This is a genomic window from Stenotrophomonas sp. (genome assembly GCF_059505245.1).
The window spans coordinates 122,120-145,701 of sequence record NZ_JCACKF010000010.1; the positions used below are offsets into that span (position 1 = coordinate 122,120).

At 67.1% G+C, this 23,582-nt stretch carries 23 protein-coding genes and 1 tRNA gene; 18 read left to right on the forward strand and 6 right to left on the reverse strand.

All coding sequences use genetic code 11. The annotated features are described in order from the left end of the window. The first annotated feature begins 129 nt into the window (after positions 1 to 129). From ppsR to AC5JLE_RS03805, 15 genes are all read left to right on the forward strand, one after another. A complete protein-coding gene (gene ppsR, locus AC5JLE_RS03735) occupies positions 130 to 951 on the forward strand; it encodes a posphoenolpyruvate synthetase regulatory kinase/phosphorylase PpsR (RefSeq protein WP_014647552.1) in 822 nt (273 codons plus the stop codon). 178 nt (positions 952 to 1,129) lie between these two features. Continuing rightward, entirely contained in the window at positions 1,130 to 1,639 is a 510-nt protein-coding gene (locus AC5JLE_RS03740; RefSeq protein WP_049444258.1) for a DUF1249 domain-containing protein, read from the forward strand. A 41-nt stretch (positions 1,640 to 1,680) separates the two neighbouring features. Further along, positions 1,681 to 2,169 (forward strand): NUDIX hydrolase, encoded by a 489-nt coding sequence (locus AC5JLE_RS03745; protein WP_014647550.1) that lies wholly within the window; start codon positions 1,681 to 1,683, stop codon positions 2,167 to 2,169. Between the two features lie 124 nt (positions 2,170 to 2,293). Further along, positions 2,294 to 2,911 carry a DUF2239 family protein gene (locus AC5JLE_RS03750; protein ID WP_496065051.1) on the forward strand — a complete coding sequence of 206 codons (618 nt, stop codon included), beginning with the start codon at positions 2,294 to 2,296 and terminating at the stop codon, positions 2,909 to 2,911. Between the two features lie 118 nt (positions 2,912 to 3,029). Further along, positions 3,030 to 4,391: an MATE family efflux transporter gene (locus AC5JLE_RS03755; RefSeq protein WP_241884526.1), complete on the forward strand. Its 1,362-nt coding sequence runs from the start codon at positions 3,030 to 3,032 to the stop codon at positions 4,389 to 4,391. Between the two features lie 455 nt (positions 4,392 to 4,846). Further along, on the forward strand, positions 4,847 to 5,461 hold the full coding sequence (locus AC5JLE_RS03760) for a CDP-alcohol phosphatidyltransferase family protein (protein WP_014647547.1): 615 nt from the start codon (positions 4,847 to 4,849) through the stop codon (positions 5,459 to 5,461). 22 nt (positions 5,462 to 5,483) lie between these two features. Continuing rightward, complete coding sequence (gene phaE / locus AC5JLE_RS03765; RefSeq protein WP_241884524.1) at positions 5,484 to 6,563, forward strand: class III poly(R)-hydroxyalkanoic acid synthase subunit PhaE; 1,080 nt, start codon at positions 5,484 to 5,486, stop codon at positions 6,561 to 6,563. Further along, on the forward strand, positions 6,560 to 7,627 hold the full coding sequence (gene phaC / locus AC5JLE_RS03770) for a class III poly(R)-hydroxyalkanoic acid synthase subunit PhaC (protein ID WP_046431281.1): 1,068 nt from the start codon (positions 6,560 to 6,562) through the stop codon (positions 7,625 to 7,627). Before phaE ends, phaC begins: the two co-directional genes overlap by 4 nt. Positions 7,628 to 7,688: 61 nt before the next feature. Then, positions 7,689 to 8,204, forward strand: coding sequence for an SMI1/KNR4 family protein (locus tag AC5JLE_RS03775; protein ID WP_197562167.1), 516 nt, complete (start codon positions 7,689 to 7,691; stop codon positions 8,202 to 8,204). Between the two features lie 33 nt (positions 8,205 to 8,237). Continuing rightward, positions 8,238 to 8,606 carry a YfeK family protein gene (locus AC5JLE_RS03780; RefSeq protein WP_241884520.1) on the forward strand — a complete coding sequence of 123 codons (369 nt, stop codon included), beginning with the start codon at positions 8,238 to 8,240 and terminating at the stop codon, positions 8,604 to 8,606. 64 nt (positions 8,607 to 8,670) lie between these two features. After that, positions 8,671 to 8,874, forward strand: coding sequence for a PspC domain-containing protein (locus AC5JLE_RS03785; protein WP_014647543.1), 204 nt, complete (start codon positions 8,671 to 8,673; stop codon positions 8,872 to 8,874). After that, positions 8,871 to 9,323: a hypothetical protein gene (locus AC5JLE_RS03790; protein WP_046431279.1), complete on the forward strand. Its 453-nt coding sequence runs from the start codon at positions 8,871 to 8,873 to the stop codon at positions 9,321 to 9,323. Before AC5JLE_RS03785 ends, AC5JLE_RS03790 begins: the two co-directional genes overlap by 4 nt. Positions 9,324 to 10,151: 828 nt before the next feature. Next, the gene (locus AC5JLE_RS03795) at positions 10,152 to 10,367 is read left to right on the forward strand and encodes a hypothetical protein (RefSeq protein WP_005410085.1); all 216 of its coding nucleotides are present in this window, start codon (positions 10,152 to 10,154) and stop codon (positions 10,365 to 10,367) included. Between the two features lie 207 nt (positions 10,368 to 10,574). Continuing rightward, positions 10,575 to 12,962, forward strand: a complete 2,388-nt coding sequence (locus tag AC5JLE_RS03800; protein WP_496065052.1) for a Tex family protein — start codon at positions 10,575 to 10,577, stop codon at positions 12,960 to 12,962. Between the two features lie 207 nt (positions 12,963 to 13,169). After that, positions 13,170 to 15,359, forward strand: a complete 2,190-nt coding sequence (locus AC5JLE_RS03805; protein WP_049404946.1) for a PAS domain S-box protein — start codon at positions 13,170 to 13,172, stop codon at positions 15,357 to 15,359. 140 nt (positions 15,360 to 15,499) lie between these two features. Here AC5JLE_RS03805 and AC5JLE_RS03810 read toward each other — a convergent pair whose 3' ends face one another. The 3 genes from AC5JLE_RS03810 to AC5JLE_RS03820 all read right to left on the reverse strand — a co-directional run bounded on the left by AC5JLE_RS03810 (position 15,500) and on the right by AC5JLE_RS03820 (position 17,107). Then, the gene (locus tag AC5JLE_RS03810; RefSeq protein ID WP_154582529.1) at positions 15,500 to 15,646 is read right to left on the reverse strand and encodes a hypothetical protein; all 147 of its coding nucleotides are present in this window, start codon (positions 15,644 to 15,646) and stop codon (positions 15,500 to 15,502) included. A gap of 19 nt (positions 15,647 to 15,665) precedes the next feature. After that, a complete protein-coding gene (locus AC5JLE_RS03815) occupies positions 15,666 to 15,956 on the reverse strand; it encodes a putative quinol monooxygenase (RefSeq protein WP_014647538.1) in 291 nt (96 codons plus the stop codon). Positions 15,957 to 16,018: 62 nt separating this feature from the next. After that, positions 16,019 to 17,107: a DUF5694 domain-containing protein gene (locus tag AC5JLE_RS03820; RefSeq protein WP_164110565.1), complete on the reverse strand. Its 1,089-nt coding sequence runs from the start codon at positions 17,105 to 17,107 to the stop codon at positions 16,019 to 16,021. A 580-nt stretch (positions 17,108 to 17,687) separates the two neighbouring features. Between AC5JLE_RS03820 and AC5JLE_RS03825 the strand changes: the two genes are divergently transcribed. Further along, positions 17,688 to 19,514, forward strand: coding sequence for a methyl-accepting chemotaxis protein (locus tag AC5JLE_RS03825; protein ID WP_100450264.1), 1,827 nt, complete (start codon positions 17,688 to 17,690; stop codon positions 19,512 to 19,514). Here the strand turns inward: AC5JLE_RS03825 and AC5JLE_RS03830 are convergent. Then, positions 19,511 to 20,950: a GGDEF domain-containing protein gene (locus tag AC5JLE_RS03830; RefSeq protein WP_496065053.1), complete on the reverse strand. Its 1,440-nt coding sequence runs from the start codon at positions 20,948 to 20,950 to the stop codon at positions 19,511 to 19,513. The two genes, AC5JLE_RS03825 and AC5JLE_RS03830, sit on opposite strands and share 4 nt — an antisense overlap. A 305-nt stretch (positions 20,951 to 21,255) precedes the next feature. Then, positions 21,256 to 21,341, reverse strand: a tRNA-Leu gene (locus AC5JLE_RS03835). A gap of 132 nt (positions 21,342 to 21,473) precedes the next feature. On the opposite strand from AC5JLE_RS03835, the gene AC5JLE_RS03840 reads away from it, so the two are divergent. Continuing rightward, positions 21,474 to 21,854 carry a response regulator gene (locus AC5JLE_RS03840; RefSeq protein ID WP_032957303.1) on the forward strand — a complete coding sequence of 127 codons (381 nt, stop codon included), beginning with the start codon at positions 21,474 to 21,476 and terminating at the stop codon, positions 21,852 to 21,854. Positions 21,855 to 21,977: 123 nt separating this feature from the next. Here the strand turns inward: AC5JLE_RS03840 and AC5JLE_RS03845 are convergent, their stop codons facing one another. Beyond that, positions 21,978 to 22,934 carry an SOS response-associated peptidase family protein gene (locus AC5JLE_RS03845; protein WP_496065054.1) on the reverse strand — a complete coding sequence of 319 codons (957 nt, stop codon included), beginning with the start codon at positions 22,932 to 22,934 and terminating at the stop codon, positions 21,978 to 21,980. Between the two features lie 76 nt (positions 22,935 to 23,010). Here AC5JLE_RS03845 and AC5JLE_RS03850 point away from each other — a divergent pair, with 76 nt between their 5' ends. Continuing rightward, a complete protein-coding gene (locus AC5JLE_RS03850; RefSeq protein WP_481445156.1) occupies positions 23,011 to 23,427 on the forward strand; it encodes a GNAT family N-acetyltransferase in 417 nt (138 codons plus the stop codon). The last annotated feature ends 155 nt before the right edge of the window (positions 23,428 to 23,582 follow it).

Consider the following 23,582-nt stretch of genomic DNA (forward strand, 5'->3'; position numbering starts at 1 on the left):
TGGCCATCGCCCGAGGCGGGCTGAGTGGCCGCGTCCGTAGGAAGAAGCCGATATGATGCCGGGCAGAGCACCGTCGGCACAAGCTTGTGCTGGCGGCCTTTTTAAGCTTCGTAGGGGGTAAAAGCGCGCATGTCGACCATCCGTCCGGTGTTCTACGTTTCCGATGGAACCGGTATCACCGCTGAAACCATTGGGCATAGCCTGCTGACCCAGTTCTCCGGGTTCAGCTTCATTACCGACCGCATGTCGTTTGTCGACGACCCCGAAAAAGCGCGTGAAGCCTGTGCCCGGATCCAGGCGGCAGGGGAGCGCTACCAGGTCCGGCCGATCGTGGTGAACTCCTGCGTGGACCAGAGCCTGAGCCTGATCCTGGCCGACAGCGGGGCGCTGATGCTGGATGTGTTCGCGCCGTTCATCGAGCCGCTGGAGCGTGAACTGGCCAGCCCGCGCCTGGCCCGGGTCGGCCAGGCCCACGGCATGGTCGATTTCGATACCTACCACCGTCGCATCAACGCGATGAACTTCGCCCTGACCCATGACGACGGCATCGCGGTGAACTACGACGATGCCGACGTGATCCTGGTGGCGGTGTCGCGCGCGGGCAAGACGCCGACCTGCATCTACCTGGCCCTGCATTACGGGGTACGCGCGGCCAACTACCCGCTGACCGACGAAGACCTGGAAAGCGATCGCCTGCCGCCGCGACTGCGCAATTACCGGCGCAAGCTGTTCGGCCTGACCATCGATCCGGACCGGCTGCAGCAGATCCGCCAGGAGCGCCGTCCGAACTCGCGCTACGCCAACCTGGAGACCTGCAAGCGCGAGGTGGCTGCGGCCGAGACCATGTTCCGCATGGAGCGGATCCCGACCCTGAGCACCACGCATACCTCGATCGAGGAGATTTCCAGCAAGGTGCTGGCCACGCTGGGGCTGCAGCGCGAGCTGTATTGAGCCTTTCCGGCGCGCCGCACTTCGCCCTGTAGAGCCGAGCCCACGCTCGGCTGGGCCGCCGGGTTCTTCCCGAACAGCAGCCGAGCATGGGCTCGGCTCTACACAGGGATCGTCGCTGACGGGTTGGCTGTGGCTTGAGGCGCCCCCACGTTGAAGCACCAACGTGTAGGATCGACCCATGGCCCAAGCCTCGCCCCGCACCGAACGCATTCCCCGCCTGAGCCGGTTGAGCTGGCTCATGGGCCTGTACGCGGAGAACTACCGCCATCTGGTGCGCCTGTTCGAACCGGCCGGACTGGTGGCGGGCAGCTACATTTCCTCGATCGGCGACGGCCTGGACGTACGCCTGGACGTGATCGAGTGCCACCGCTACACGGTGGAACTGCGCCTGACCTACGACCTGGCTGACCCGGTCACCGGTGAGCCGGATCCCTCGGCGTATGTGCGTCTTTACCGTGACGCACGCCAGGCCGAGACCACCCATTGCTACGTCGGCCGCCGCTGGCAGGACACGATGGGCCTGTACCCGCCGCCGGCCGAGCTGATCAGCCACCGCATGCGGATGAACACCTTCCTCGGCAAGTGGCTGGAATACCTGGCTGAGCGCGGTCACGGCGTGGCCACCCTGCGCCGCGATCCCGATGGCGCAGGCACACTCGCCGAGCGCCGCCTGTCGCTGGTGCGCTGATCGGCCATAATCCACGGCTGACCTGCCGCTGGATGCCGCCCATGCCGTACACCCCGATCGTCGCCACCCTGGGCTACGTGCTGTCGCCTGATCGTCGCCAGGTGCTGATGATCCATCGCAACACCCGTCCGGGTGACCACCACCTGGGCAAGTACAACGGGCTGGGCGGCAAGATCGAAGCGGACGAGGACGTGGCAGCCAGCATGCGTCGCGAGATCGCCGAGGAAGCCGGCATCGACTGCACCGGCATGCGCCTGCGCGGCACCCTCAGCTGGCCGGGCTTCGGCAAGCACGGTGAAGACTGGCTGGGCTTCGTGTTCGTCATCGACACTTTCGAAGGCACCCCGCACGGCGGCAACCACGAGGGCACGCTGGAGTGGGTGGACCTGGACAAGCTGGACACGCTGCCGATGTGGGAGGGCGACCGCAACTTCCTGCCGCTGGTGTTCGACGCCGACCCGCGCCCGTTCCACGGCGTGATGCCGTACAAGGACGGCCGCATGGTCAGTTGGTCCTACAGCCGGCTGTGAGGTGACGAATCGGGTGGGTGCCAACCTTGGTTGGCACGCTCTTCTGGCAAATTAATACCCGGACAATATTGACTCGGTTAAATTACCCGGGCAATATTCACGCATCGCCTCTGATGCCATTGCCATGCCTGTGTCCCGACTTCCTCCCTTCAGCTGTTTCGACGGCCATCGCCTGGTCGCTTCCGGCACGCTGGAAGTGGCAGCGCTGGCGTTGAAACAACTGCGTGCCGACAACGCAGCCGGTCCGCTGCTGGTGTTCGACAACGCCAGCGGGCGAACCCGCGATTTCGACACGCGCGGCAGCGACACAGAGCTGCTGGCACGGGTGACCGAAGCGTTTCCCTCCGCCGTGGAGGCGGATGCCGACGTCACTACCGGAGAGGCGCCCGCAACCCCGCGTGGCCGTGGCCGCCCCAGACTGGGCGTGGTCGCCCGCGAAGTGACGCTGCTGCCGCGGCATTGGGCGTGGTTGGCCGAACAGCCGGGTGGGGCTTCGGTGGTGCTGCGCAGGCTGGTGGAAGCGGCCAGCCGTGCCGGTGCCGACGAGGATCGGCAGCGCCGCCACAGCGAGCGTACCTATCACTTCCTGCAGGCCATCGCCGGTGACCTGCCGGGCTTCGAGGAGGCCATTCGGGTGCTGTTCGCGCATGACCGCGCGGGCCTGGAAGCGGCGCTGCATTCCTGGCCCAGGGATGTGCGCGACCACGCCCTGCGGCTGGCGTTCGAAGACGCTGACGGCTGAGCCATCGCGCCGTTGCTGAGCGACGGCGTCATCTGATCGCGGGCCGCGGCCCGCTTCCCCTGTGCTTGCTTTGCTGGCGGAAACGCCGGGCAGGGCGGCGCCTTGCCCAGAGAATCCCATGAGCCCCCCTGTACATCCGACACCTCCGGCAGCACCCCCGCTGTGGCGCACCTACCTGACGCTGCTGCTGCCGATGCTGCTGACCAATGCGTTGCAGCTGGCCGCAGGCACGCTGGACAACATCTATCTCGGCCACCTGCTTGGCACACAGGCGGTGGCTGCGGCCGCGGCGTTCTTCCCGGTCTTTTTCCTGCTGCTGGCCCTGGTGATGGGCCTGGCCACGGGCGCGATGGTGCTGATCGGCCAGGCCTGGGGCGCGGGCCGCCCGCAACAGGCGCGCGCGGTGGCCGGCAGCGCGGTGGCGCTGATCCTGCTGTTGTCGGTGCTGGTGATGGCCCTGGGCGGCGGTTTCGCGCCACAGCTGCTGGCGGCACTGGGCACGCCGGCAGCGATCCTCGGCGAGTCCATCGTGTACGCGCGCGTGCTGTTGCTGGCGGCTCCGGTGTTCTTCCTACTGTGGCTGGCCACTGCCGTGAGCCGCGCGGTGGGCGATGCAAAGACGCCGCTGCAGGCGCTGCTGCTGGCCACGGTGGTCGGCCTGCTGTGCACGCCGCTGCTGATCCTGGGCTGGGCCGGCCTGCCGCGGCTGGGGTCGGCCAGTGCGGCTGTATCGGCGGCGTTTGCCTCATTGTTGGCCTTGGGCTGGTTGCTGTGGCGCTGGCAGCGGGTAGGACATCCCCTGGCGCCACGGCGCGAGCTGCTGCGTGCCATCCGTTTCGATGGCGCGCTCATCCGCGCGATGCTGCGCATCGGCGTACCGTCTTCGCTGCAGATGCTCAGCCTGGCCATTGCCGAGATCGTATTGCTGGGCTGGATCAACCGCTACGGCTACACGGCCACGGCGGCCTACGGTGCGGTCAACCAGTTGATGAGCTGGGTGCAGCTGCCGGCCATGTCACTGGGCATTACCGCCACCATCCTTGCGGCGCATGCGATGGGCGCGGGGCGTACGGCACGGCTGCCCGGCATCGCCCGCACCGGCGTGCTGCTTGGACTGGCGATGCTGAGTGCAGTGGTGCTGCTGGTGATGGCGCTTGCGCCCTGGCTGACCGGCCTGATCCTGGTGGCTGCCGAAGCGCATGAACTGGCCACGCTGCAGTTGCGCACGGTGGCATGGGGCGTGCTGGCGATGGGCGGCAGCACCGTGTTGGTAGGGGTGATGCGCGGCAGTGGCACGGTATGGCGGCCAGCGCTGCTGGGCATGACGGCGGTATTGCTGCTGGAGCTGCCGCTGGCGATGTGGTTGCAGGCGCGGCATGGGCTGGCCGGCGTGTGGTGGGCGTGGCCGCTGGGGTTGCTGGCGATGCTGGTGATGCAGGTGTTCTGTTTCGAGCGCTGGCGGCGGGTGCAGGCTGGGTAGTGCCGGCCGCTGGCCGGCAACGCTGAACGGTCGGGGCAGCCGGCGAGCGGTCGGCTCTACCACTTCAGGGCCGCTGCGCCAGCGGCAGGTGGAAGCATCCGGCATCATCGCCGCCCGTCACCAGGAATCGGACGCGGCGGCGGCGGGCCCGCCGGTGACCATAGCGCCGACTCTGCGGCTTGGGAAGTAGGGAAACCCCGCGGAAGAGTGATGAGGAAATGTCCACCGTCGCAGTCGGTGAGATCTGGTTGTCCACAGGGGGTGTGGATTACGCGTGGGCAACTTTGTGGATAAGCCCCGACAGGCGCCACCCCCCTAGGCTGTCAAGATGGGTGGCGAAAAATTCACCGCCGGTGACGACGGGTGAGGGGGCGGTGAAGGATCGGCCGCGCCAGCGCTGTCGCCAGCGGCGGCGCTCGCGGTAACCTGTGGGCCTTGATGCTCCGTGAGACCCCATGAAACGTCACTTCTCGATGCTGCGCGAATTCCAGCTGGCCGACTGGTTCACCCTGGCCAATGCTTTCTGCGGCACCGGTGCGGTCTTTGCCGCGATGCGCTTCCTGCAGGACGGCGAGCGCGGCTATCTGCTGTTCGGCATGGCGCTGATCCCGCTGGCCTTCATCTTCGACGCCCTCGACGGGCGCATCGCGCGCTGGCGCAAGTCCAGCTCCACCCTGGGCCGCGAGCTGGACTCGCTGTCCGACGTGATCTCCTTCGGCGTGGCGCCGGCGGCGCTGGCCTATGCCTGCGGCATGCAGGGCGGATGGGACTGGCTGGTGCTGAGCTACTTCGTCTGCTGCGGCGTCAGCCGCCTGGCACGCTACAACGTCACTGCCGAGGCGCTCGCCGGCGACGAGGGCAAGGTCACGTATTTCGAGGGCACCCCGATCCCGACCAGCCTGGTGCTGGTGATCGTACTGGCGATTGCCGCCGGCACCGATGCCATCGGCCAGAACATCTGGTTCGGCCAGTGGCAGATCGGCCCGTGGCAGCTGCACCCGATGGTGCTGTTGTTCGCCCTGTCCGGGTCGCTGATGATCAGCAAGACCCTGCGTATTCCCAAGCCATGAGCCAGCCCTGCGGAGGCCTGCGATGACCAGCTCGGCCCACGACACCGGCAGCAGCGATTTCGAAACCCTGGCCCGGCAGTATTTCGGCGCCTGGGGCGATGCCCTGCGCCATGCGAGCACGCCCGGCGCACCCGCCGGTGACGATCCCGGCAGTTGGCAGCGGTTGTTCGACTGGTGGGGCCATCTGTTGCCCGAGCAGGCGCAGGGCGCGCCGGAAGATGCCGTGCGCCGGTTCCGCGAACAGGCGGGCAGCTGGTACGGCACCATGCAGGAGGTCGCCGCACGGTTTGCGGGCCGCGACGCCAGCAGTGCCGATGTGGCCCAGGCCTGGCGCGAGGCGGTGCAGGGGCAGGGCGACGGCATGCTCCAGTGGATGCTGCAGGGCGCCCGTGGCAGCACGCACGCTGGCGCCGCGGTACCCGAATTCGCCGCCTGGCTGCAGCAGTTCCAGCTGCAGGCGGGCCCGTGGCTGCAGAGCCCGGCATTCGGCCCCGGCCGCGAGCACCAGGCGCGCTGGCAGGCCCTGCTGCGTGCGCAGGAGGAATACCAGCAGCATTCGCGCGCCTATGTCGATCAGATCAAGCAGGCACTGGACGAAGCCTTTGCGCTGTTCGAGCAGCGCCTGGCCGAGCACGAACAGCCCGGCAGCCAGTTGACCAGCGCCCGCGCGATGTTCGACCTGTGGATCGAAGTTGCCGAGGAGGCCTACGCCAAGGTCGCCATGTCCGAACCGTTCCAGCAGGTGTACGCCTCGCTGGGCAACGCGCAGATGCGCCTGCGCGCCGGCCTGCAGCGGGAGGTGGAACAGATGAGTGAACGGATCGGTCTGCCCACCCGCAGCGAGATGGATGCCGCACACCGCCGCATCGCCGAGCTGGAGCGCAGCCTGCGCCGCCTGCAGGCGCAGGTGGCTGTGCTGGCCGGAACCGCTGAGGTCGATCCGGTGGCGCAGCCGGCGCCGGCGAAGGTGAAGCCAACTGCGCGCAAGGCCGCGAAGAAGGCCGCGCCGGCAAAGAAGGCGCCTGCGAAGAGGACATCTGCGAAGAAGGCATCTGCGAAGAAGGCCGCACCTCGCGCTTCCGCTCGGGCGCGTGACCGATGAAGGGACCATTGGGCTTCAACGCCGATGACCTGATGCAGGAGAGCCTGGCCATGCAGCGCAAGCTGATGGAAGGGCTGAAGCTGCTGCCGCAGGTGGAAGACGTGGACTATGGCGTGACCGCGCGCGAGGAAGTCTGGCGCGACGGCAAGGTGGTGCTGTATCGCTTCGTCGGTGAGCAGGCGCCGACCCGGCGCACGCCGCTGCTGATCGTCTACGCGCTGGTCAACCGGCCGTACATGGTCGACCTGCAGGCCGACCGTTCGCTGGTGCAGAAGCTGCTGGCGCTGGGCCAGGACGTGTACGTGCTGGACTGGGGCTACCCGGACCGGTCCGAACGCTTCCAGACCCTGGAGGACTACCTGCTGCGCTACATCGACGGAGCGGTCGATGCGCTGCGCGTGCGCAGTGGTGGCCCGGTCGACCTGCTCGGCATCTGCCAGGGCGGCGTGTTCGCGCTGTGCTACGCAGCGTTGCGCCAACAGAAGCTGGGCAAGCTGATCACCATGGTCACCCCGGTCGATTTCCAGACCGCCGACAACATGCTCTCGCACTGGGCGCGGCAGGTGGACGTGGACCTGCTGGTCGATACGCTGGGCAACATCCCGGCCGACCTGATGAACGCCAGCTACCTGATGCTCAAGCCGTTCCGCCTGAACGTGCAGAAGTACGTCGGCCTGCTCGACATCCTCGATGACAAGGCGGCGCTGGAGGACTTCCTGCGCATGGAGAAGTGGATCTTCGATTCGCCGGACCTGGCGGGCGAGGCGTTCCGCGATTTCATCAAGCAGTTCTACCAGGCCAATGGCCTGATGAAGGGCACGGTAAGGATCGGCGAGGAAGCAGTGGACCTGTCGCAGGTGACGCTGCCGGTGCTGAACATCTACGCCGAGCAGGATCATCTGGTGCCGCCGGACGCCTCGCGCGCGATGCGCGGGCGCCTGGGCACGGACGACTACACCGAGTCCAGCTTCCGCGGTGGCCATATCGGCATCTACGTGTCCGGGCGCGCGCAGCGCGAAGTGCCGGCCACGATCGATGGTTGGCTGAAGGCGCGCGACCTGTAGAGTCGAGCTTGCTCGACTTCGAAAGGTGGATAAGCTCAAACACCGTTTGATGGACAGGCACATGGCTCAGCCAGCAGTTTTCGCCCGGAACAACGTCGTGTTCAACGATTCGTCGCCACCGGTGCCGATCGATCTGATTGCAGTGATGGTGCCGGGCAGATTTCCCGGCAGAGATGCCTTTATCGAATTCTATTCGAAGCACAATGGTGGCTACTTCGACGGCGGCGCGGTGTTCTATCGGGACACGTTCTACGAAGTTACCGCAGAAGATCGAAATCGGCTTGAGCTGGAGGCATTCCATTGCATCGAGGTGCCGGGCGTGCCTCCCAATCCTCGGCTTGTGTCAATCGTTGATGTGATGGAATGGAGGGCAGACCGCCATCGTGACGCTCTGGCGTTCTTTGAATCTCACATCCCCTTTGGGGTTGACTGCGGCGACAACGACTATTGGCTTGATACGCGGACAGGTAGTGTGAAATTCACAATTGCGGGGGAGCATATCCGTGCGGACGACGCGATTCTTGTCGCCCCGGACTTCCTCTCGTTTTGCGAGAATATTCAGGCCATGCAGCGATAGAATCGAGCTTGCTCGGCCGCCATGAGGCCCCTGATGTCCCGACGAATTCCTCTGATCTTGGCCGCGCTACTGGCAGCACCACTTGCCCAGGCCGCACCCAGTGCGGATGCACGGCGGGAGATCGCCCAGTTGATCGCCAGCCTGGACGGCTCCCAGTGCCGGTTCCAGCGCAATGGCAGCTGGTATGACGGCGGCGATGCGCGCGCGCATCTGCAGCGCAAGTACGACTATCTGCTGAAGAAGGACATGGTGGACAGCGCCGAGCAGTTCATCGAGCGCGCCGCCAGCCAGAGCAGCATGAGCGGCAAACCCTATCGCATCCAGTGCCCGGGGCAGCCTGAACAGACCGCAGCCGCCTGGTTCGGTGCGCGCCTGCAGGCGCTGCGTCACCGCACGCCGTAGACATGGGCAGGGTGTAGAGTCGAGCCACGCTCGACTGCCCTGTCCGTTGCCCGGAGCCGCCGCCATGAACACCACGCCCAAGACACTGTCGCGTTCATTGAACGACCGCATGATCGCCGGCGTGATGGGTGGCATTGCCCATCGCTTCGGCTGGAATGCCACCCTTCTGCGGGTGGTCTACGTGCTGCTGTCGCTGGCCTCGGCGGCCTTCCCCGGCATCCTGGTCTACCTGATCCTGTGGCTGCTGATGCCGAACGAGGCCGATTGAACACCGCCTCCCGGCCTTGGCCGATCTGGCTGCGCGCGCTGCAGGTGCTGGGCGCGGTGTGGACCCTGCCCAACACCCTGATCGGCCTGATGGGTGGGCTGGCCGGCATGCTCGGCGGCGCGACATTGCGCTGGAGCCGGCGTGACTGCGCGCTGGTGTTCGACCGCTGGCCGTGGGGGCCGGGTGGGGCGATCACCTTGGGCAATGTGATCCTGCACACGGGCCACGATCTTGGCATTTCCTGCCGGACCTACGCGCATCAGGCGGGGTGGGGCGTGGAGCCGCTGATCCGGCTGGACGACCATGAGCGTGCGCATGTCTACCAGTACATGGTGCTGGGGCCGCTGTACCTGCCGGTGTACCTGCTGTGTGGCGGGGTGAGTGCGCGCAATCCGTTCGAGCGGGCGGCCGATCATTTCGCCCGGTTCGGGCAAGGCTGGTGGCCGTAGTTTCCAGCCAACGGCACCGCCCCTCGTGGCTTGGTCGCGGAATGCCTGCTTCCTGGGGGCTGGCCGGGTGGGTGGGGCCAGCGGGGACGCCGTGAACCCATCCATGGGGGCTTGGCCGCGGCTTGCACGTGTGCGCTGTCCTGCGCACACGGCAAGACCGGGGTTGGGCGTCCTGCCCAACCCGTCGGGCGCATGCGCCCGACCCAAGCCGCGGATACCCGCCACCCCCACCCACCCGGCCGCTGACAGATTCCGTGCGCGTCCAGCCACGGAAGAGATAAAGAACAGCAGAAGCGGGTCGCGCGCTGCGCTTGCTCGTGTAGAGCCGAGCCTGCGCTCGGCTTCGCGGACTGGCCTGAAAGCAGCCGAGCGTGGGCTCGGCTCTACAAAAAGCGGCCAGCCAAGCTGTTTTTGCTTTTGATCTTCTTTTTTCTTTTCCGTGGCTGGACGTGCCCGAAAAACTGTCAGGGGCCGGGCGGGGTGGGTGCGCGGGACCGTTGGCGCCATGGATGGCGCCATCGAGCCCCCAGGGACGGGTTCACGGCGTGTCCCGCGCACCCACCTCGCCCGGCCCAATCACATCAAACGCGTTACACGACCACCCACGAGGGGCTGCGCCGTTGGCGGGAATCCCCCACGGATTCGTTAGCCGGAAGTTAAGGATCCGTAAGCATTCTGCTGCGATCCCGCAGTCATCTGCATGCAACCGATCGTCATTAGCCTTCGTGACGTTCCAGTCAGGTTCGACGCGGTAAGCTCTCCCCCGATGAGCTCGCAGCATCGCTCATCGAGTGCAGTACGCAGTAGCAATTTGGAGGAATACATCACATGGCAATCGTTCTTTATGTCGGTGGTAGCAAGGATGGCGAGAAGGGCGTGGTGCCCTACGGCTTCAGCAAATCCCGCGCCGACACCGCGCTGGGGCCGGAGTTCTACACGGAGCGGTTCATGGAACTGCAGGGTGTCGGCAAGGTCCGCCTGATGGCCCTGGAAGGCATGCGTGACGAGATCGTCATGCAGCGCGCTGCCCGCCACTACCGCTGACCTTCGCAACACGCGGCAGGGCGCGCCCACCATCGCGCGCCCGCGCCGGCATCCCAGCCCCGGGCCAGTCCGGGCCCGCTCTTTGCCAGGATGCCGGCGTCCACTCCGGCTACGCCGCTGAACCCCGTCCCCTGTCAATGCCTTGTCCGGCTCCGTCGTCGGTTGCCAGAATGGGGTCTTCCCGTAACGCGGCTCAGACCTGAAGCAATGCACGACGCCAAGAACGCCCAGAGCGCGCTCGCCCAGCAGATCGCCCAGACCATCGCCGACGAGATCGGTGCCCAGTCCGCCCAGGTACGCGCCGCCGTCGGCCTGCTCGACGAGGGCGCCAGCGTTCCGTTCATCGCACGCTACCGCAAGGAAGTGACCGGTGGCCTGGACGACACCCAGCTGCGCAACCTGGAAACCCGGCTGACCTACCTGCGCGAGCTGGAGGACCGCCGTGCGGCGGTGCTGGCCAGCATCGGCGAGCAGGGCAAGCTCAGCGACGAGCTGCGCAATGACATCCTGGCCGCCGATACCAAGAGCCGGCTGGAAGACCTGTACCTGCCGTACAAGCCCAAGCGCCGTACCCGCGCCCAGATCGCCCGCGAGGCCGGTCTGGAGCCGCTGGCCGATGGCCTGCTGGCCGATCCGACGCAGGACCCGCAGACGTTCGCGGCCACCTTCGTCGATACCGACAAGGGGGTGGCCGACACCAAGGCCGCGTTGGAAGGCGCCCGCGCGATCCTGATGGAGCGCTGGGGCGAAGATGCCGCGTTGGTTGGCGAGCTGCGCACCTGGCTGGGCGAGACCGGCGTGATCCGTGCCCGCGTGGCCGAGGGCAAGGAAACCGAAGGCGCCAAGTACCGCGACTATTTCGAACACGCCGAATCTCTGGCGAAGATTCCCTCGCACCGGTTGCTGGCGCTGTTCCGCGCGCGCCGCGAAGAGATCCTGTTCCTGGAACTGGACCCGGGCAGCGATGCCGAAGCGGGCCACCAGTACGCCGAGGCTCGGGTGGCACGCAAGGCCGGTATCGCCGACCAGGGTCGTGCTGCCGACCGCTGGCTGCTGGATGCCTGCCGCCTGACCTGGCGCGCCAAGCTGCACACCCATCTTCTGCTGGACCTGTTCAACCAGGCCCGCGAAAAGGCCGAAGCCGAAGCCATCGCGGTGTTCGGCGACAACCTGAAGGACCTGCTGCTGGCCGCACCGGCCGGCCCGAAGACTGTGCTGGGCCTGGACCCTGGCATCCGTACTGGCTGCAAAATTGCCGTGGTCGATGCCACCGGCAAGCTGGTCGCCACCGACACCATCTACCCGCACGAACCGCGCCGTCAGTGGGAGCAGTCGGTGCAGACGATCAAGCAGCTGTGCGCCAAGCACAACGTGGAGCTGATCGCGATCGGCAATGGCACCGCCAGCCGCGAAACCGACAAGCTGGCCGGCGAAGCGATCAAGGCTGCCGCCAACCCGAAGCTGCAGAAGGTCGTGGTCAGCGAGGCGGGCGCCTCGGTGTACTCGGCCTCCGAGTTCGCGGCCAAGGAGTTCCCGGGGCTGGACGTGTCGCTGCGTGGCGCGGTATCGATCGCTCGTCGCCTGCAGGACCCGCTGGCCGAACTGGTCAAGATCGAACCCAAGGCGATCGGTGTCGGCCAGTACCAGCACGACGTGGACCAGTACCGCCTGGCGCGGGCGCTGGACGCGCGCGTGGAGGACTGCGTGAACGCGGTCGGCGTGTATGTCAACACCGCCTCGGCCGCGCTGCTGTCCCGGGTGTCCGGCCTGTCGGCCACGGTGGCCGAGAACATCGTGCGCCATCGCGACGACAACGGCCCGTTCAAGTGCCGCAAGGACCTGCTGAAGGTCGCGCGCCTGGGCGAGAAGACCTTCGAGCAGTGCGCCGGCTTCCTGCGCATCGCCGATGGCGACCAGCCGCTGGACGCCTCGGCGGTACACCCCGAAGCCTATCCGGTGGTTGAGCGCATCGTGGCCAGCACCGCGCGCCCGATCAAGGCGCTGATCGGTGACGGCAGCTTCCTGCGTGGCCTGAAGGCAGAACAGTTCACCGACGACACCTTTGGCGTCCCGACCGTGCGCGACATCCTGAAGGAACTGGAAAAGCCGGGCCGCGACCCGCGCCCGGAGTTCAAGGCGGCGCGCTTCGCCGAGGGCGTCGAGGACATCAAGGACCTGCGCGAGGGCATGGTGCTGGAGGGCGTGGTCAGCAACGTGGCCGCCTTCGGGGCCTTTGTCGATATCGGCGTGCACCAGGACGGCCTGATCCACATCTCGGCGCTCGCCGATACCTTCGTGAAGGACCCGCGCGACGTGGTCAAGGCCGGTGACATCGTCAAGGTGAAGGTGCTGGAGGTGGACGTGGCGCGCAAGCGCATCGCCCTGACCCGGCGCCTGGACGATACCCCGGGCCAGGCCACCAGCCGCCCGGGCCAGCGCGATGAGCGGGGCCAGGGCCAAGGGCCGCGCCGTGACGCTGGCGGCCAGAACCGTGGACCGAACCGCGGCCAGGGCGCTGGCGGCCGTCCGGCCCAGTCTGCGCCGCCGGCCAACAATGCCCTGGCCGAGGCCTTTGCCCGGGCCAAGCGCAGCTGAGGATCGTGCCCCCCGTCACGGTTGATCCGGGGTGGGGGACTTGTCGGTTTTCCCCGTGATTGCGCACACTTGCGCCTGAGGGGGGCGTTTGGCCTCCCCGCTGTCGCTGGGGAGGACCATGACGCCAGCACGACCCGCCGTCTTCGTTGCAGGCCGCAGCGCTCCGCTGCGGTCGGCGCCTGCCCGTGCCGGCAGGGGACCGGAGTGATGCCGGGCCAGGGCACCCACGGCAATGGACTGCTGGAGCGCCGCCTGCAGGCGTTGGCGGAAGAGCGTCGCCGGCTGGCGATGATCATCGACGGTACCGCTGCGGGTACCTGGGAATGGAACGTGCAGACCGGCGAGATGCGGGTCAATGCGCGCTGGGCCGAGATTGTCGGTTATCGCCTGGATGAGCTGGAACCGATCTGCCAGAAGACGTTCCTGAAGCTGGTCCATCCCGATGACATTGCGCTGTCCGATGCAGCGCTGGACGACCATTTCGAAGGGCGCAGCGACAACTACGCCTGCCTGCTGCGCATGCGCCACAGGAACGGCCAGTGGATCTGGATCCAGGACCGTGGCCGGGTCTTTGAATGGGACGGGCACGGCAAGCCGCTGTGGATGGCCGGTGCCCATGCCGATGTCACCGAGCTGCAGCAGGCAAGGCAGGACGCGGCCGAGACCCGGCAACGCCTGCAGGCCGTGGTCGATGCGTCCGATGAGGTGGCGGTGATCGCCACCGATACCGATGGCACCATCACCCTGTTCAACACGGGGGCGGAGCGCCTGCTGGGCTACAGCGCGGCGGAGGTGGTCGGCCAGCGCCGGCTCGACGCCTTCCACGATCCAGCCGAACTGAAAGCGTGGTTGCAGCCGCTGGCCGATGCTGATGGCAATCTTCCCGGCGTGTTCGAGGCGCTGAGCGCGCGTGCCGACGGGCAGACCTACTCGCGGCAGTGGACGCTGCTGCGCAAGGATGGCCAGTCACGCCAGGTACGCCTGTCGATCAGCCGCATGGAGAGTGCCGATGGAACGCGCATCGGCTACGTCGGCATGGCCATCGACATTACCGAGATCCTGCAGGCACGCGCCGAAGCACGACTGTCGGCAGAGAAGTTCGCTGGCGCGTTCACCTCTGCCGCACTGGGCATGGCACTGGTGTCGCTGGAAGGACGCTGGCTGGATGTCAACGACGCGCTGTGCCGGATACTGGGCTACCCGCGAGAAGAGCTGCTGCAGGTCGATTTCCAGCGCCTGACCCATCCCGATGACCTGCAGACCGACCTGGCCCTGGTACAGGACCTGTTGGCCGGGCGACGCAGCCACTATCACCTGGAAAAGCGCTACCTCGACCGCGACGGCCGCATCATCTGGGCGCGGCTGTCGGTGTCGCTGGTGCGCAACGAGCATGGCGAACCGCTGCATTTCGTGTCGCAGATCCAGGACATCACCGCCCAGCGCAGCAGCGAGCAGCGCCTGTTCGAGAGTGAACAACGCAGCCGAATCACCCTGGATGCGGTGGCCGACCTGGTGCTCAGCGTCAGCCTTGATGGCCGCATCGACTACGCCAACGCGGCTGCGGTGCGCACCCTGGCCGGTGATGGCGCCTTGTCGCTGGCCGGACATAAGGTTCAGGACGTGCTGGCGCTGACCACCGAGTACGCGCCCGGTTCGGTACTGGATGTGACGGTGCTGCTGGACCCGGAGAGCAACGCGGTGGACCTGCACGCCGACCTGCTGCTGCGCCTGGGCACGGCAACGGTGCCGGTGGACCTGACCCGCGCCTGGCTGCGCGATGACGAAGGCCACGTGCGCGGCGCGGTGTGGGTGCTGCGCGACGACACCCAGCAGCGGGCACGCCAGCGCGAAGCCCGCCACCTGGCCGAGATCGATCCGCTCACCGAACTGAGCAACCGCCGCGGTTTCGAGGTGCACCTGCAGCAGGCGATCACCCGCGTGGAGCGCACCGGCCAGGCCGCCTCGCTGATGTACATCGATCTGGACCGCTTCAAGCCGGTCAACGACACCTGGGGCCATCTGGCCGGCGATGCCGTGCTGTGGGCGGTGGCCAGCGTGCTGCGCCATGGCGTGCGCGATTCGGACGTGGTGGCGCGGTTGGGCGGTGACGAATTCGCGGTCATCCTGTCCGGTTGCACGCCGCGGCGTGCGGCCCGCATCGGGGGCGAGCTGCTGCACACCCTGGCCGCGCTGTCCATTCCGTGGGACCAGGACCGGCTGCGGATCGGTGCCAGCATCGGTATCGCGCCGCTGGCCGGCGGCATGAGCGTGGACCAGGCGGTGGCTGCGGCCGATGCCCAGTGCTACCGGGCCAAGGCGATGGGGCGCAACAACGTGCAGGTGCAGGGCGAGTTGTCCCAGCTTCCGGGTGACGATCCCGACGCCGCGGAGGACTGATCTCAGCCTGTGAGAGGACGCGCGCGAATACTGCGCGCACTCCACTCACGCAGGTAACCTCCATGAATGCCTGGAACCCGGTTGCGGTACGCAAGTTCATTCCGGCCCTGATCGGCTGGTGCCTGGCGCTGGCCGCCTGTCTACGCGCCGAACAGCTGCGCGGCGACCTGCACGCACGGGCGTTGTTGCCCGTGTTGCAGCAAGGTGCGGTCGCGCTGCTGGTCCTGAGCCTGTCCTGCACGGTTGCGGCCTGCCTGTTGCTGTGGCGGCATGGCCGCAGCGATCATGTGCATCCCGCTGCAGGCACTACACCCGTACGGCATCCATCAGCAGGAACCGGCACGGCGCACACTGGAAGGCATTGATCTGTGGCACCAGGCGCTGGAAGTGTTCGCTGGCACAGTGCAGGTCGAGCGCGGCGCGGTCGGGCCACAGCTCGATGAAGATGAAGTGGCCCGGATCCTTCTGGTCGACGAACAGTTCATAGCCGAGGCAGAGCGGCTCGCGCAGCGTGCACGCGACCAGCTCCCGGTACAGGGGAAGCACGGTGTCCACCGCATCGGGATGGATGAAATCCTCGGCGATCACTTTCAACATGTCGGCACCTGCGAATCGGGCCTTGCAGGATAGCGCCGGCGCATGGCCGGCACCTGTTCCCGTCAACGCAATACCGTGTCCGCACTGACCAGCCGCACGTCATGCATCTGATTGAGGTAGGCCTCGTAGTAGCCCTTGTGCGAGGCACCCACGATGGCCAGCATGCGTCTGCCAGGATGCTGGCTCAGCACGTCGCGGATGTTGGCGACCATGCGCAGGTTGCGGGTTTCCCAGTAACCGACGTACATCCGGCCGAACGCCTTGGAGGACGGCTCGACGAGCGTCGCGCCGAAGTCGCTCTGGTAGGCGGCCATCGCCGCCGCCGGGCTGTTGTAGTCCCGATACAGCGCCATGACGCCGCCGGGCTTGTCCAGACCGGCCACGAGGCGTTCATCGGCCTCCCGCCGCGCGCGCGAGTGCGTATTGTTCCAGGCACCGGTGATGGCCGCGCTGGCCGCCGCTTCATCCTCGGCGGGCGTGGGCGAATCGGCCGTGTGGTCGTCCACGGCCCACAGGCGTTCCTGCCCGAGGCGGGCGGCGACCTCGGCGGCGATCAGGTGGGTTTCATTGCGGCGAACCAGGCCTTTTTTGAGGATCTCGACCAGGGCAGGTGTCAGTCCATCACCGCCTTTGCGCTCGGACGCAGGCAGGCGCAGCCACTGCACCTGCGCCGAGCCGCGTTCACCCGCTGCCAGGAACAATGCTGCGAGCCGACGACGCTGGGCGGGCGTCGGCTCGTCCGGCCAGGTCGCAAGCAGGCGCTCGGCCTGGGTGTTCGCCGTAGGCACGTCCAGTCCGGTCGCAGCCTGCGCAGCGGTGGTGTCGAAGCAGTAGGTGGCCACGCTCTCCGCATAGCGTGCCGGGTAGCGACGCATGAAATCGCACTGCAGGCCTGACAGGTCTTCGGTGGCGATCAGCTCGGGCTTCCAGGCGACCAGTCGCTGCAGCAACGGTTCAAGCAAGGCGGGCTGGAAGGACTTGGGCAGGCCGGACAAGTGGGGGGTGCCCAGTACCAGCACTTCGTTCGGGCGCCCGGCAGGCGGGCCCTTCAGCTGGTCGGGATGGAAGCTGGGGCGGTAGGTGGCGTCGGCAGCGAAGGCGCCGCTGCTGCACAGGCCCAGGATGAGGAAACTGGCCAGGCGTGGGAACATGCGATCTCCGTGTCAGTGAGCGTCCTGCGGTTCGCTGCATGCTGGCCAGTTTCATCTACCACCGGATCTCCCGTTGGTCATGCAAACCTTTTCCGCTTGAACTGCATCCGCGTGCCGGGCAAGGCTATGCCCAGTGACGGCGACAACGCGCGACATATGCCCTGACGACACCCGGTGCCGAGCAGAACCTGCCCAGCCGGCGCCTGGCGAAACCGCTCGGCGGTGCCCCTGTCTCGCGTGAGCAGAATGTGAAGTGCATCGCGATTGTCTACCGCATCCCTGCAGGAGCATCTGAAGATGCGACGGACGTCGCGGAATCCGGCTAAAGCCACCGATCGCATCGCCGATATTCCCTCTGGATCCCGCTCAAGTCGCCCGCTGCAGGACCCCAGGCTGCCCCCGACGGGCGGCCCGCGCTGTGTGTTCCGCCGCTCCTTATGCCGATCGCACCCGCACCAGACGTTCTTGCCAGCCGCTCGAGGGGTGCCTGCCGGTACCTGTAGTCCCAAGCAACTGAAGTTGCCGCCGGGCATCCCGCCCGTCGGGTCGCAACCGCTTACCGGACACCGAGGATCAGACAATGCTCATTCCAGGCTTTACGGCGGGCGCGCAGGCGCCGGCCGAGCTGCATACCCGTTGGTCGCCGTGGCGCGCCCTGCTGGGCGCGCTGGCACCGCAGCACCGCAGCGGCGTCGAGGCGGCGGCCGATGGCCGTGCCGAGCTGGAGGCGCAGGTCGCGGCGCTGCACCGGGTCCAGGCGGTCATCGAGTTCGCCCTCGATGGCACCATCCTGCAGGCCAACGAGAACTTCCTGCAGGCGATGGGTTACCGGCTGGAGGAGATCCAGGGCAAGCATCATTCCCTGTTCGTCGACCCCGAGCAGGCGCGCAGCGCCGGATACCGTGACCTCTGGGCGCGGCTGGGTCGTGGCGAATACGACGCGGGCCAGTACCGGCGTTTTGGCAAGAACCAGCGCGAGATCTGGATCCAGGCCTCGTACAACCCGGTGCTGGACCGGCAGGGGCGTCCGTACAAGGTGGTCAAGTTCGCCACTGACATCACTGCGCAGAAGCTGCAGGCGGCCGACTCGGCCGGCCAGCTGGCGGCGATCGACAAGTCGCAGGCGGTGATCGAGTTCAGCATGGATGGCCGCATCCTGTCGGCCAACGACAACTTCCTGGCTGCCACCGGTTACAGCCTGGATGATGTGCGTGGCCAGCACCACTCGCTGTTCGTCGAACCTGAGTATCGCAGCAGTGCCGAGTATCGGCAGTTCTGGGAAAAGCTCGGCCGTGGCGAATATGATGCCGGCCAGTACCGGCGCCTCGGCAAGGGCGGACGCGAGGTCTGGATCCAGGCGTCCTACAACCCGATCCTGGACCTCAACGGGAAGCCGTTCAAGGTGGTCAAGTACGCCACTGACATCACCGCGCAGGTGCATGAGAACCAGGCCATGCAGCGTGCCGTGGCGCAGACCCGTGAAGTGGTGGCGGCCGCCAAGGAGGGCGACCTGACCCGGCGCGTGGCCACTGCCGACAAGAACGGGCCGATCGCCGAGCTGTGCGAAGGGGTGAATTCGCTGGTCGAGGCGATGGCCGCGATCATCGGCCAGATCAAGTTCGCCGCTGACACCATCGCCGTCGGCGCCACCGAGATCGCGCAGGGCAACAGCGATCTGTCGCAGCGCACCGAGCAGCAGGCAGCGTCGCTGGAGGAGACCGCGGTGTCGATGAAGGGCCTGGCCGAGACCGTGCAGCGCACCGCGACCAACGCACGGCAGGCCAGTCAGCTGGCCGGTGGTGCCGCCGATGTCGCCGCGCGCGGCGGTAACGTAGTGCACGAAGTGGTGGAAACCATGGCGGTGATCAACGCGTCCTCGCGCCGCATCGTCGACATCATCGGCGTGATCGACGGCATCGCCTTCCAGACCAACATCCTTGCCCTGAACGCCGCGGTGGAAGCCGCGCGTGCGGGCGAACACGGGCGTGGCTTCGCCGTGGTCGCCACCGAGATCCGGGAACTGTCGCAGCGCTCGGCCAGTGCCGCCAAGGAGATCAAGCAACTGATCGATGCGTCGGTGGCCAATGTCGGTGCCGGTACCGCGCAGGTTGAGAGCGCCGGCCGCACCATGGACGAGATCGTGGTCAACGTGCGCCGGGTCAGCGACCTGATGTCCGAGATCAGCACGGCCGCGCAGCAGCAGAGCGACGACATCCAGCAGATGAACCATGCCGTCGATCTGATCGACCAGGGCACCCAGCAGAACGCCGCGCTGGTCGAGGAAGCTTCGGCCGCGGCGCGCAGCATGGAAGAACAGTCGGCGCAGCTGCTGCAGACGGTGGCCAGCTTCCGCGTGCAGGGTGGGGCGGGGCACCTGCATGGTGCGGCGGTGCTGCGCGCGGTCTAGGCGCGGCGGTCGGCGTGTTGTTCCCCGGCCTCGACGGCCGGGGCGGCGTGCACGCAGTTGCGGCCGGCATGCTTGGCCCGGTACAGGGCCTGGTCGGCACGCTCGACCAGGCTGCGCGGGTCACCCTGGTCATGCGCGGCCTGCCAGGCCACGCCGATGCTGATGGTCACATGGGCCTGGGCGGCGGGCAGGGCGGCGGCTTCCACGGCGGCGCGCAGGCGCTCGCCCAGGCCCAGGGCGTGGCCGATGTCGGGCGCGGGCAGGGCGGCGATGAACTCCTCGCCGCCGTAGCGGGCCAGCAGGTCATCACCGCGTTGCAGGCAGCCGTCGAGGATCGCGGCGACCGCCTGCAGGCGGCGATCACCTTCCGGATGCCCGTAGGTGTCGTTGAGTCGCTTGAAGTGGTCGATGTCGATCATCAGCACCGCCAGCCCCACGCCCTGGCGACGGGCGCGGCCGTGCGCGCTGCCGAGCGCTTCATCGAAGTTCCGCCGGTTGCCGAGCCCGGTCAACGGATCGCGCCGGGCCAGCAGCGCCAGCTCGTCGCGCTCACGCTGGATCTGCACCTGGGTGAGCACGCTGCGCAGGGCATGGCCGAGCATGGCACCGATGAACCCCACGGTGGCCAGGGTCGGCTGCAGGCGTGCCACCAGCAGCGCCACCATCATCAGCAGCAACGGCAGCATCAGCGGCACGCCGGCATCGACGATGCGGCGGAGGTTGCGCGGCACAGCCACCGCCGGTGGGCGGTACGTGCTGCCGGCCAGCACTGCCAGCAGCACGAACAGCCCGCTGATCAGCAGGTCGCCCCAGCCACCATCGGGTACCTGCGGCTGCCAGGTATTGATGTAGAGCGCCATCAGGAAGTAGCCCAGCGCGTAGATCGTCAACGTGCGGAAGAAGTCGCGGCGGTCGGCATTGTCCTCGGCCAGGAAGCGGATCAGCGCGAAGCAGAACACCAGGCTGTTCTGCACGTTGCTCATGGTATGCAGGCATTGCGTCCACAATGCGGTGTTGAGGTGTGCCATCGCCCGCGTATGCACGAAGTACAGCACCCACAGCAGCGCGATGACCGCCAGGTCCACCGCACGGATACAGCGGTTGCCGCCGCCTGGGCTGGCGGCAACGTAGGTCAGCGGAATCCGGTAGAACACATACAGGATCAGCGACGAGGCGGTCATCTGCGCAGGGCTGAGGCCGGCCACATTGCGATACAGCAGGGCCAGCAGGGCCAGCGAGAACAGGCCGACGGCAGCGCCCAGCGTTCGCCACTTGCAGGCCGCCTGGCTGTCGCGCGCGCGTCGCACGCAGGCCAGAGCGGCCAGAAGGGAGGCGGTGATCAGCATCAGGTAGGAGCCAACCGGGTCCTGCGGGCCGATCAAGGCAATGACGAGCGCGTGCGTGACCATGAAAAACAGTGCCGCACGCAACGTCATGCATTCCCCCGCCCCCAGATCCGGCTGGGATCACGATAGGCAGAAGTAGGTGAGGCTGGCAAGAAAAGTGTGCGCTAGTGCTATTCGCAACCTTGTCGGCTGTCACATTTTCGTTTCATCGGGGTGACACGACGGCGTTGCCGTGGGCGTACGTCCAGAAGTCGCGGGGCTGCCCCCGCACGTGGCGATGGGCGCGCAGTATGTCGGCGAGCGTGGGAGGGGCATGCTGGGGCATCCTCGCCAGTGCCGGCGCTCCGGTCCGGGAAATGCAAAAGGCCAGGTCATGGACCTGGCCTTTGATGCAGTGGTGCCGGTGAAAGGACTCGAACCTTCATGGGGTCACCCCCGGCTGATTTTGAGTCAGCTGCGTATACCATTCCGCCACACCGGCAGGCAGCGTGCGAGTGTAACCGAGGTCGGCAGGAGATGCCTAGTAGGAGAGCCTATCAGGGCGGTTCCTGTCGGCATTGGCCCCTTGGTAGCTATACTCCCGACGTGCAATTGCCTCCAGGAGCGGTAGCTGATGACAGTGTTGCAGGACCTGAGGGTGCTGGTGGTCGAGAACGACGAGATGAGTGCGGCCCTGCTGCAGATGCAGCTGGTGCATGCCGGTGCGACTGTGGTCGGGCTTGCCGCGAGTGTGTCCGAGGCCCTGCGGCTGCTGGAGCAGAGCACTCCTGACGTGGCCCTGCTGGATTACCGGCTGGCCCGCAACGAGACCAGTGAACCAGTGGCTGCAGCGCTTTCGGCGCGTGGCATTCCGTTCGTGCTGGCCACCGGGATGCTGGCCGAGCAGCTGCCTGCGCCGATGCTGGCCGGCCTGTTGCTGGTCAAGCCGTACCTGTCGGCCGATCTGTCGCGGGCGCTGGCGCGTGCGGTGGGACGCTCCAGCGCCAAGGCCTGAGCCGCTCGCCACGCACCGGCAGGGGGATGCTGCGGGGGCTGAATCCTCACGTCTGCGATGTGCGGCGGCAACCCCTGATCCAGGAGCCCTGCCCACGCGCGGTTTTTCATTCGCGTCCGGCGCTCAGCCCGCTTCCTCGTACACGTAACGGATTTCCTCGCGGTCATCGAGGATGCGGTACTGGCGCGCCAGATCATCCGGTTCGGGGTTGAGCCAGGCGTCCAGGTGTTCCCTGCGGATCGGTACCACGCCGCGGTCATGCCCGGCAGCGGCGACGTCGCTGGGCGGTGTGTCGGTGATCGTGGCAAACGAAAGCAGGCGGCCTTCCGGTCCTTCCCATTCCGCCCAGAGGCAGGCCAGCAGCAGGTCGCGGGGTGGATCGGGGCGGAATTCGAGCACCACGTCCTGCTCCTTTTCGTCGGCACCGAGGCTGCGGCCGGCGATGGCGTGGCGGGGCACGTGCTCGTAGAACGCCTGCACCACCACCACGCCGTGGCGCAGTCCGAACGCACCCCGCCAGTAACCTTCCAGGCTGTCGCGCCGCGCGTTGTAGGTGCCGGGGTACAGCACGTCGTTGCGCGCCGGCTTGTCCGGCAACCGGCACTGGTAGCGCATCGGCTTGATCACGCGCCGGCCGTTCTCGCTGACCATCACCGGTGCGTAGGTGCCGGGGAAAATGCGGTTGTCGCGCGGCAGCAGCTGCACTCGATGCAGGTCGTTCAGCCGGGCCTGCGCGCGCTCGATGCGGTTGCCGGCCACGCGCAGGTCATTGCGCGCTTTCTGCGTGGGCCGGGTGGCCAGCGTGGCATGGGCAATATCGCGTCGTTCGCGCTGCCGGACCAGTTCAGCCTCCAGCGCCTGCTGCTCCTGCGCATGCCAGTGCTGGATCTTCGCCACGATGTCCCGGCCCTGTTCGGTACGCGCACCGGTGAACCCGTCATCCATCGCCTTCGGCGTCTTCGGCCGCTTCTTGCCTGGATCGTGTGCGTACAGTTCGGCGAACTCCTCCAGCGACAGGATGGCGCCGAACTCGCGTACCAGCTTGGCGTAGTCAGCGCGGATCAGGGCGGAATAGCACATGGGACTCTGGGGGCCTGGGTCGCAGCGGCTGCGACGTGGATGCGGCAGGATAGCCCGACCCATCTGGAGATGCCGCATGACTGATTCCATCACCTGCCAGTTCCGCGAAGCCGTGCCCACGGTCGAGGACTACTGCCGGTTGCGCGTGCTTGCAGGCCTCGGTGCCAAGGCCCGGGAAGCGGCCGCCCGCGCGCTGCCCAATACGCTGTTCGGCGTATGTGCCTACCAGGGCACTGAGCTGGTGGCGATGGGCCGTATCGTCGGCGATGGCGGCTGCCACCTGCAGGTCTGTGATATCGCGGTGCTGCCGCGGTTGCAGGGGCAGGGCCTGGGCAAGGAAGTGATGCGGCGCCTGGATGGCTGGATGCAGGCCAACCTGCCGCCATCGGCGTACGTCAGCCTGCTGGCCGATGGCGAGGCGCATCGGTTGTACGCACAGTTTGGTTTCGCGCCCACGGCACCGGCATCGATCGGGATGTATCGGCGGTTCTGAGCCGTAATCGGGGTGAAGCCATCCACGCCATGCGTGGATAGGCCTTCCCAGGAATCACAGGCAAAGAAAAACCCCGACCGGAGTCGGGGTTTTCAAGAATTGGCGTCCCCACGGGGATTCGAACCCCGGTCGCCACCGTGAAAGGGTGATGTCCT

Bases quoted from the DNA above. Each gene is read 5' to 3' on its own strand.
- ppsR (WP_014647552.1), top strand. From the start codon at position 130: ATGTCGACCATCCGTCCGGTGTTCTACGTTTCCGATGGAACCGGTATC.
- AC5JLE_RS03740 (WP_049444258.1), top strand. From the start codon at position 1,130: ATGGCCCAAGCCTCGCCCCGCACCGAACGCATTCCCCGCCTGAGCCGG.
- AC5JLE_RS03745 (WP_014647550.1), top strand. From the start codon at position 1,681: ATGCCGTACACCCCGATCGTCGCCACCCTGGGCTACGTGCTGTCGCCT.
- AC5JLE_RS03750 (WP_496065051.1), top strand. From the start codon at position 2,294: ATGCCTGTGTCCCGACTTCCTCCCTTCAGCTGTTTCGACGGCCATCGC.
- AC5JLE_RS03755 (WP_241884526.1), top strand. From the start codon at position 3,030: ATGAGCCCCCCTGTACATCCGACACCTCCGGCAGCACCCCCGCTGTGG.
- AC5JLE_RS03760 (WP_014647547.1), top strand. From the start codon at position 4,847: ATGAAACGTCACTTCTCGATGCTGCGCGAATTCCAGCTGGCCGACTGG.
- phaE (WP_241884524.1), top strand. From the start codon at position 5,484: ATGACCAGCTCGGCCCACGACACCGGCAGCAGCGATTTCGAAACCCTG.
- phaC (WP_046431281.1), top strand. From the start codon at position 6,560: ATGAAGGGACCATTGGGCTTCAACGCCGATGACCTGATGCAGGAGAGC.
- AC5JLE_RS03775 (WP_197562167.1), top strand. From the start codon at position 7,689: ATGGCTCAGCCAGCAGTTTTCGCCCGGAACAACGTCGTGTTCAACGAT.
- AC5JLE_RS03780 (WP_241884520.1), top strand. From the start codon at position 8,238: ATGTCCCGACGAATTCCTCTGATCTTGGCCGCGCTACTGGCAGCACCA.
- AC5JLE_RS03785 (WP_014647543.1), top strand. From the start codon at position 8,671: ATGAACACCACGCCCAAGACACTGTCGCGTTCATTGAACGACCGCATG.
- AC5JLE_RS03795 (WP_005410085.1), top strand. From the start codon at position 10,152: ATGGCAATCGTTCTTTATGTCGGTGGTAGCAAGGATGGCGAGAAGGGC.
- AC5JLE_RS03800 (WP_496065052.1), top strand. From the start codon at position 10,575: ATGCACGACGCCAAGAACGCCCAGAGCGCGCTCGCCCAGCAGATCGCC.
- AC5JLE_RS03805 (WP_049404946.1), top strand. From the start codon at position 13,170: ATGCCGGGCCAGGGCACCCACGGCAATGGACTGCTGGAGCGCCGCCTG.
- AC5JLE_RS03810 (WP_154582529.1), bottom strand. From the start codon at position 15,646: ATGATCGCTGCGGCCATGCCGCCACAGCAACAGGCAGGCCGCAACCGT.
- AC5JLE_RS03815 (WP_014647538.1), bottom strand. From the start codon at position 15,956: ATGTTGAAAGTGATCGCCGAGGATTTCATCCATCCCGATGCGGTGGAC.
- AC5JLE_RS03820 (WP_164110565.1), bottom strand. From the start codon at position 17,107: ATGTTCCCACGCCTGGCCAGTTTCCTCATCCTGGGCCTGTGCAGCAGC.
- AC5JLE_RS03825 (WP_100450264.1), top strand. From the start codon at position 17,688: ATGCTCATTCCAGGCTTTACGGCGGGCGCGCAGGCGCCGGCCGAGCTG.
- AC5JLE_RS03830 (WP_496065053.1), bottom strand. From the start codon at position 20,950: ATGACGTTGCGTGCGGCACTGTTTTTCATGGTCACGCACGCGCTCGTC.
- AC5JLE_RS03840 (WP_032957303.1), top strand. From the start codon at position 21,474: ATGACAGTGTTGCAGGACCTGAGGGTGCTGGTGGTCGAGAACGACGAG.
- AC5JLE_RS03845 (WP_496065054.1), bottom strand. From the start codon at position 22,934: ATGTGCTATTCCGCCCTGATCCGCGCTGACTACGCCAAGCTGGTACGC.
- AC5JLE_RS03850 (WP_481445156.1), top strand. From the start codon at position 23,011: ATGACTGATTCCATCACCTGCCAGTTCCGCGAAGCCGTGCCCACGGTC.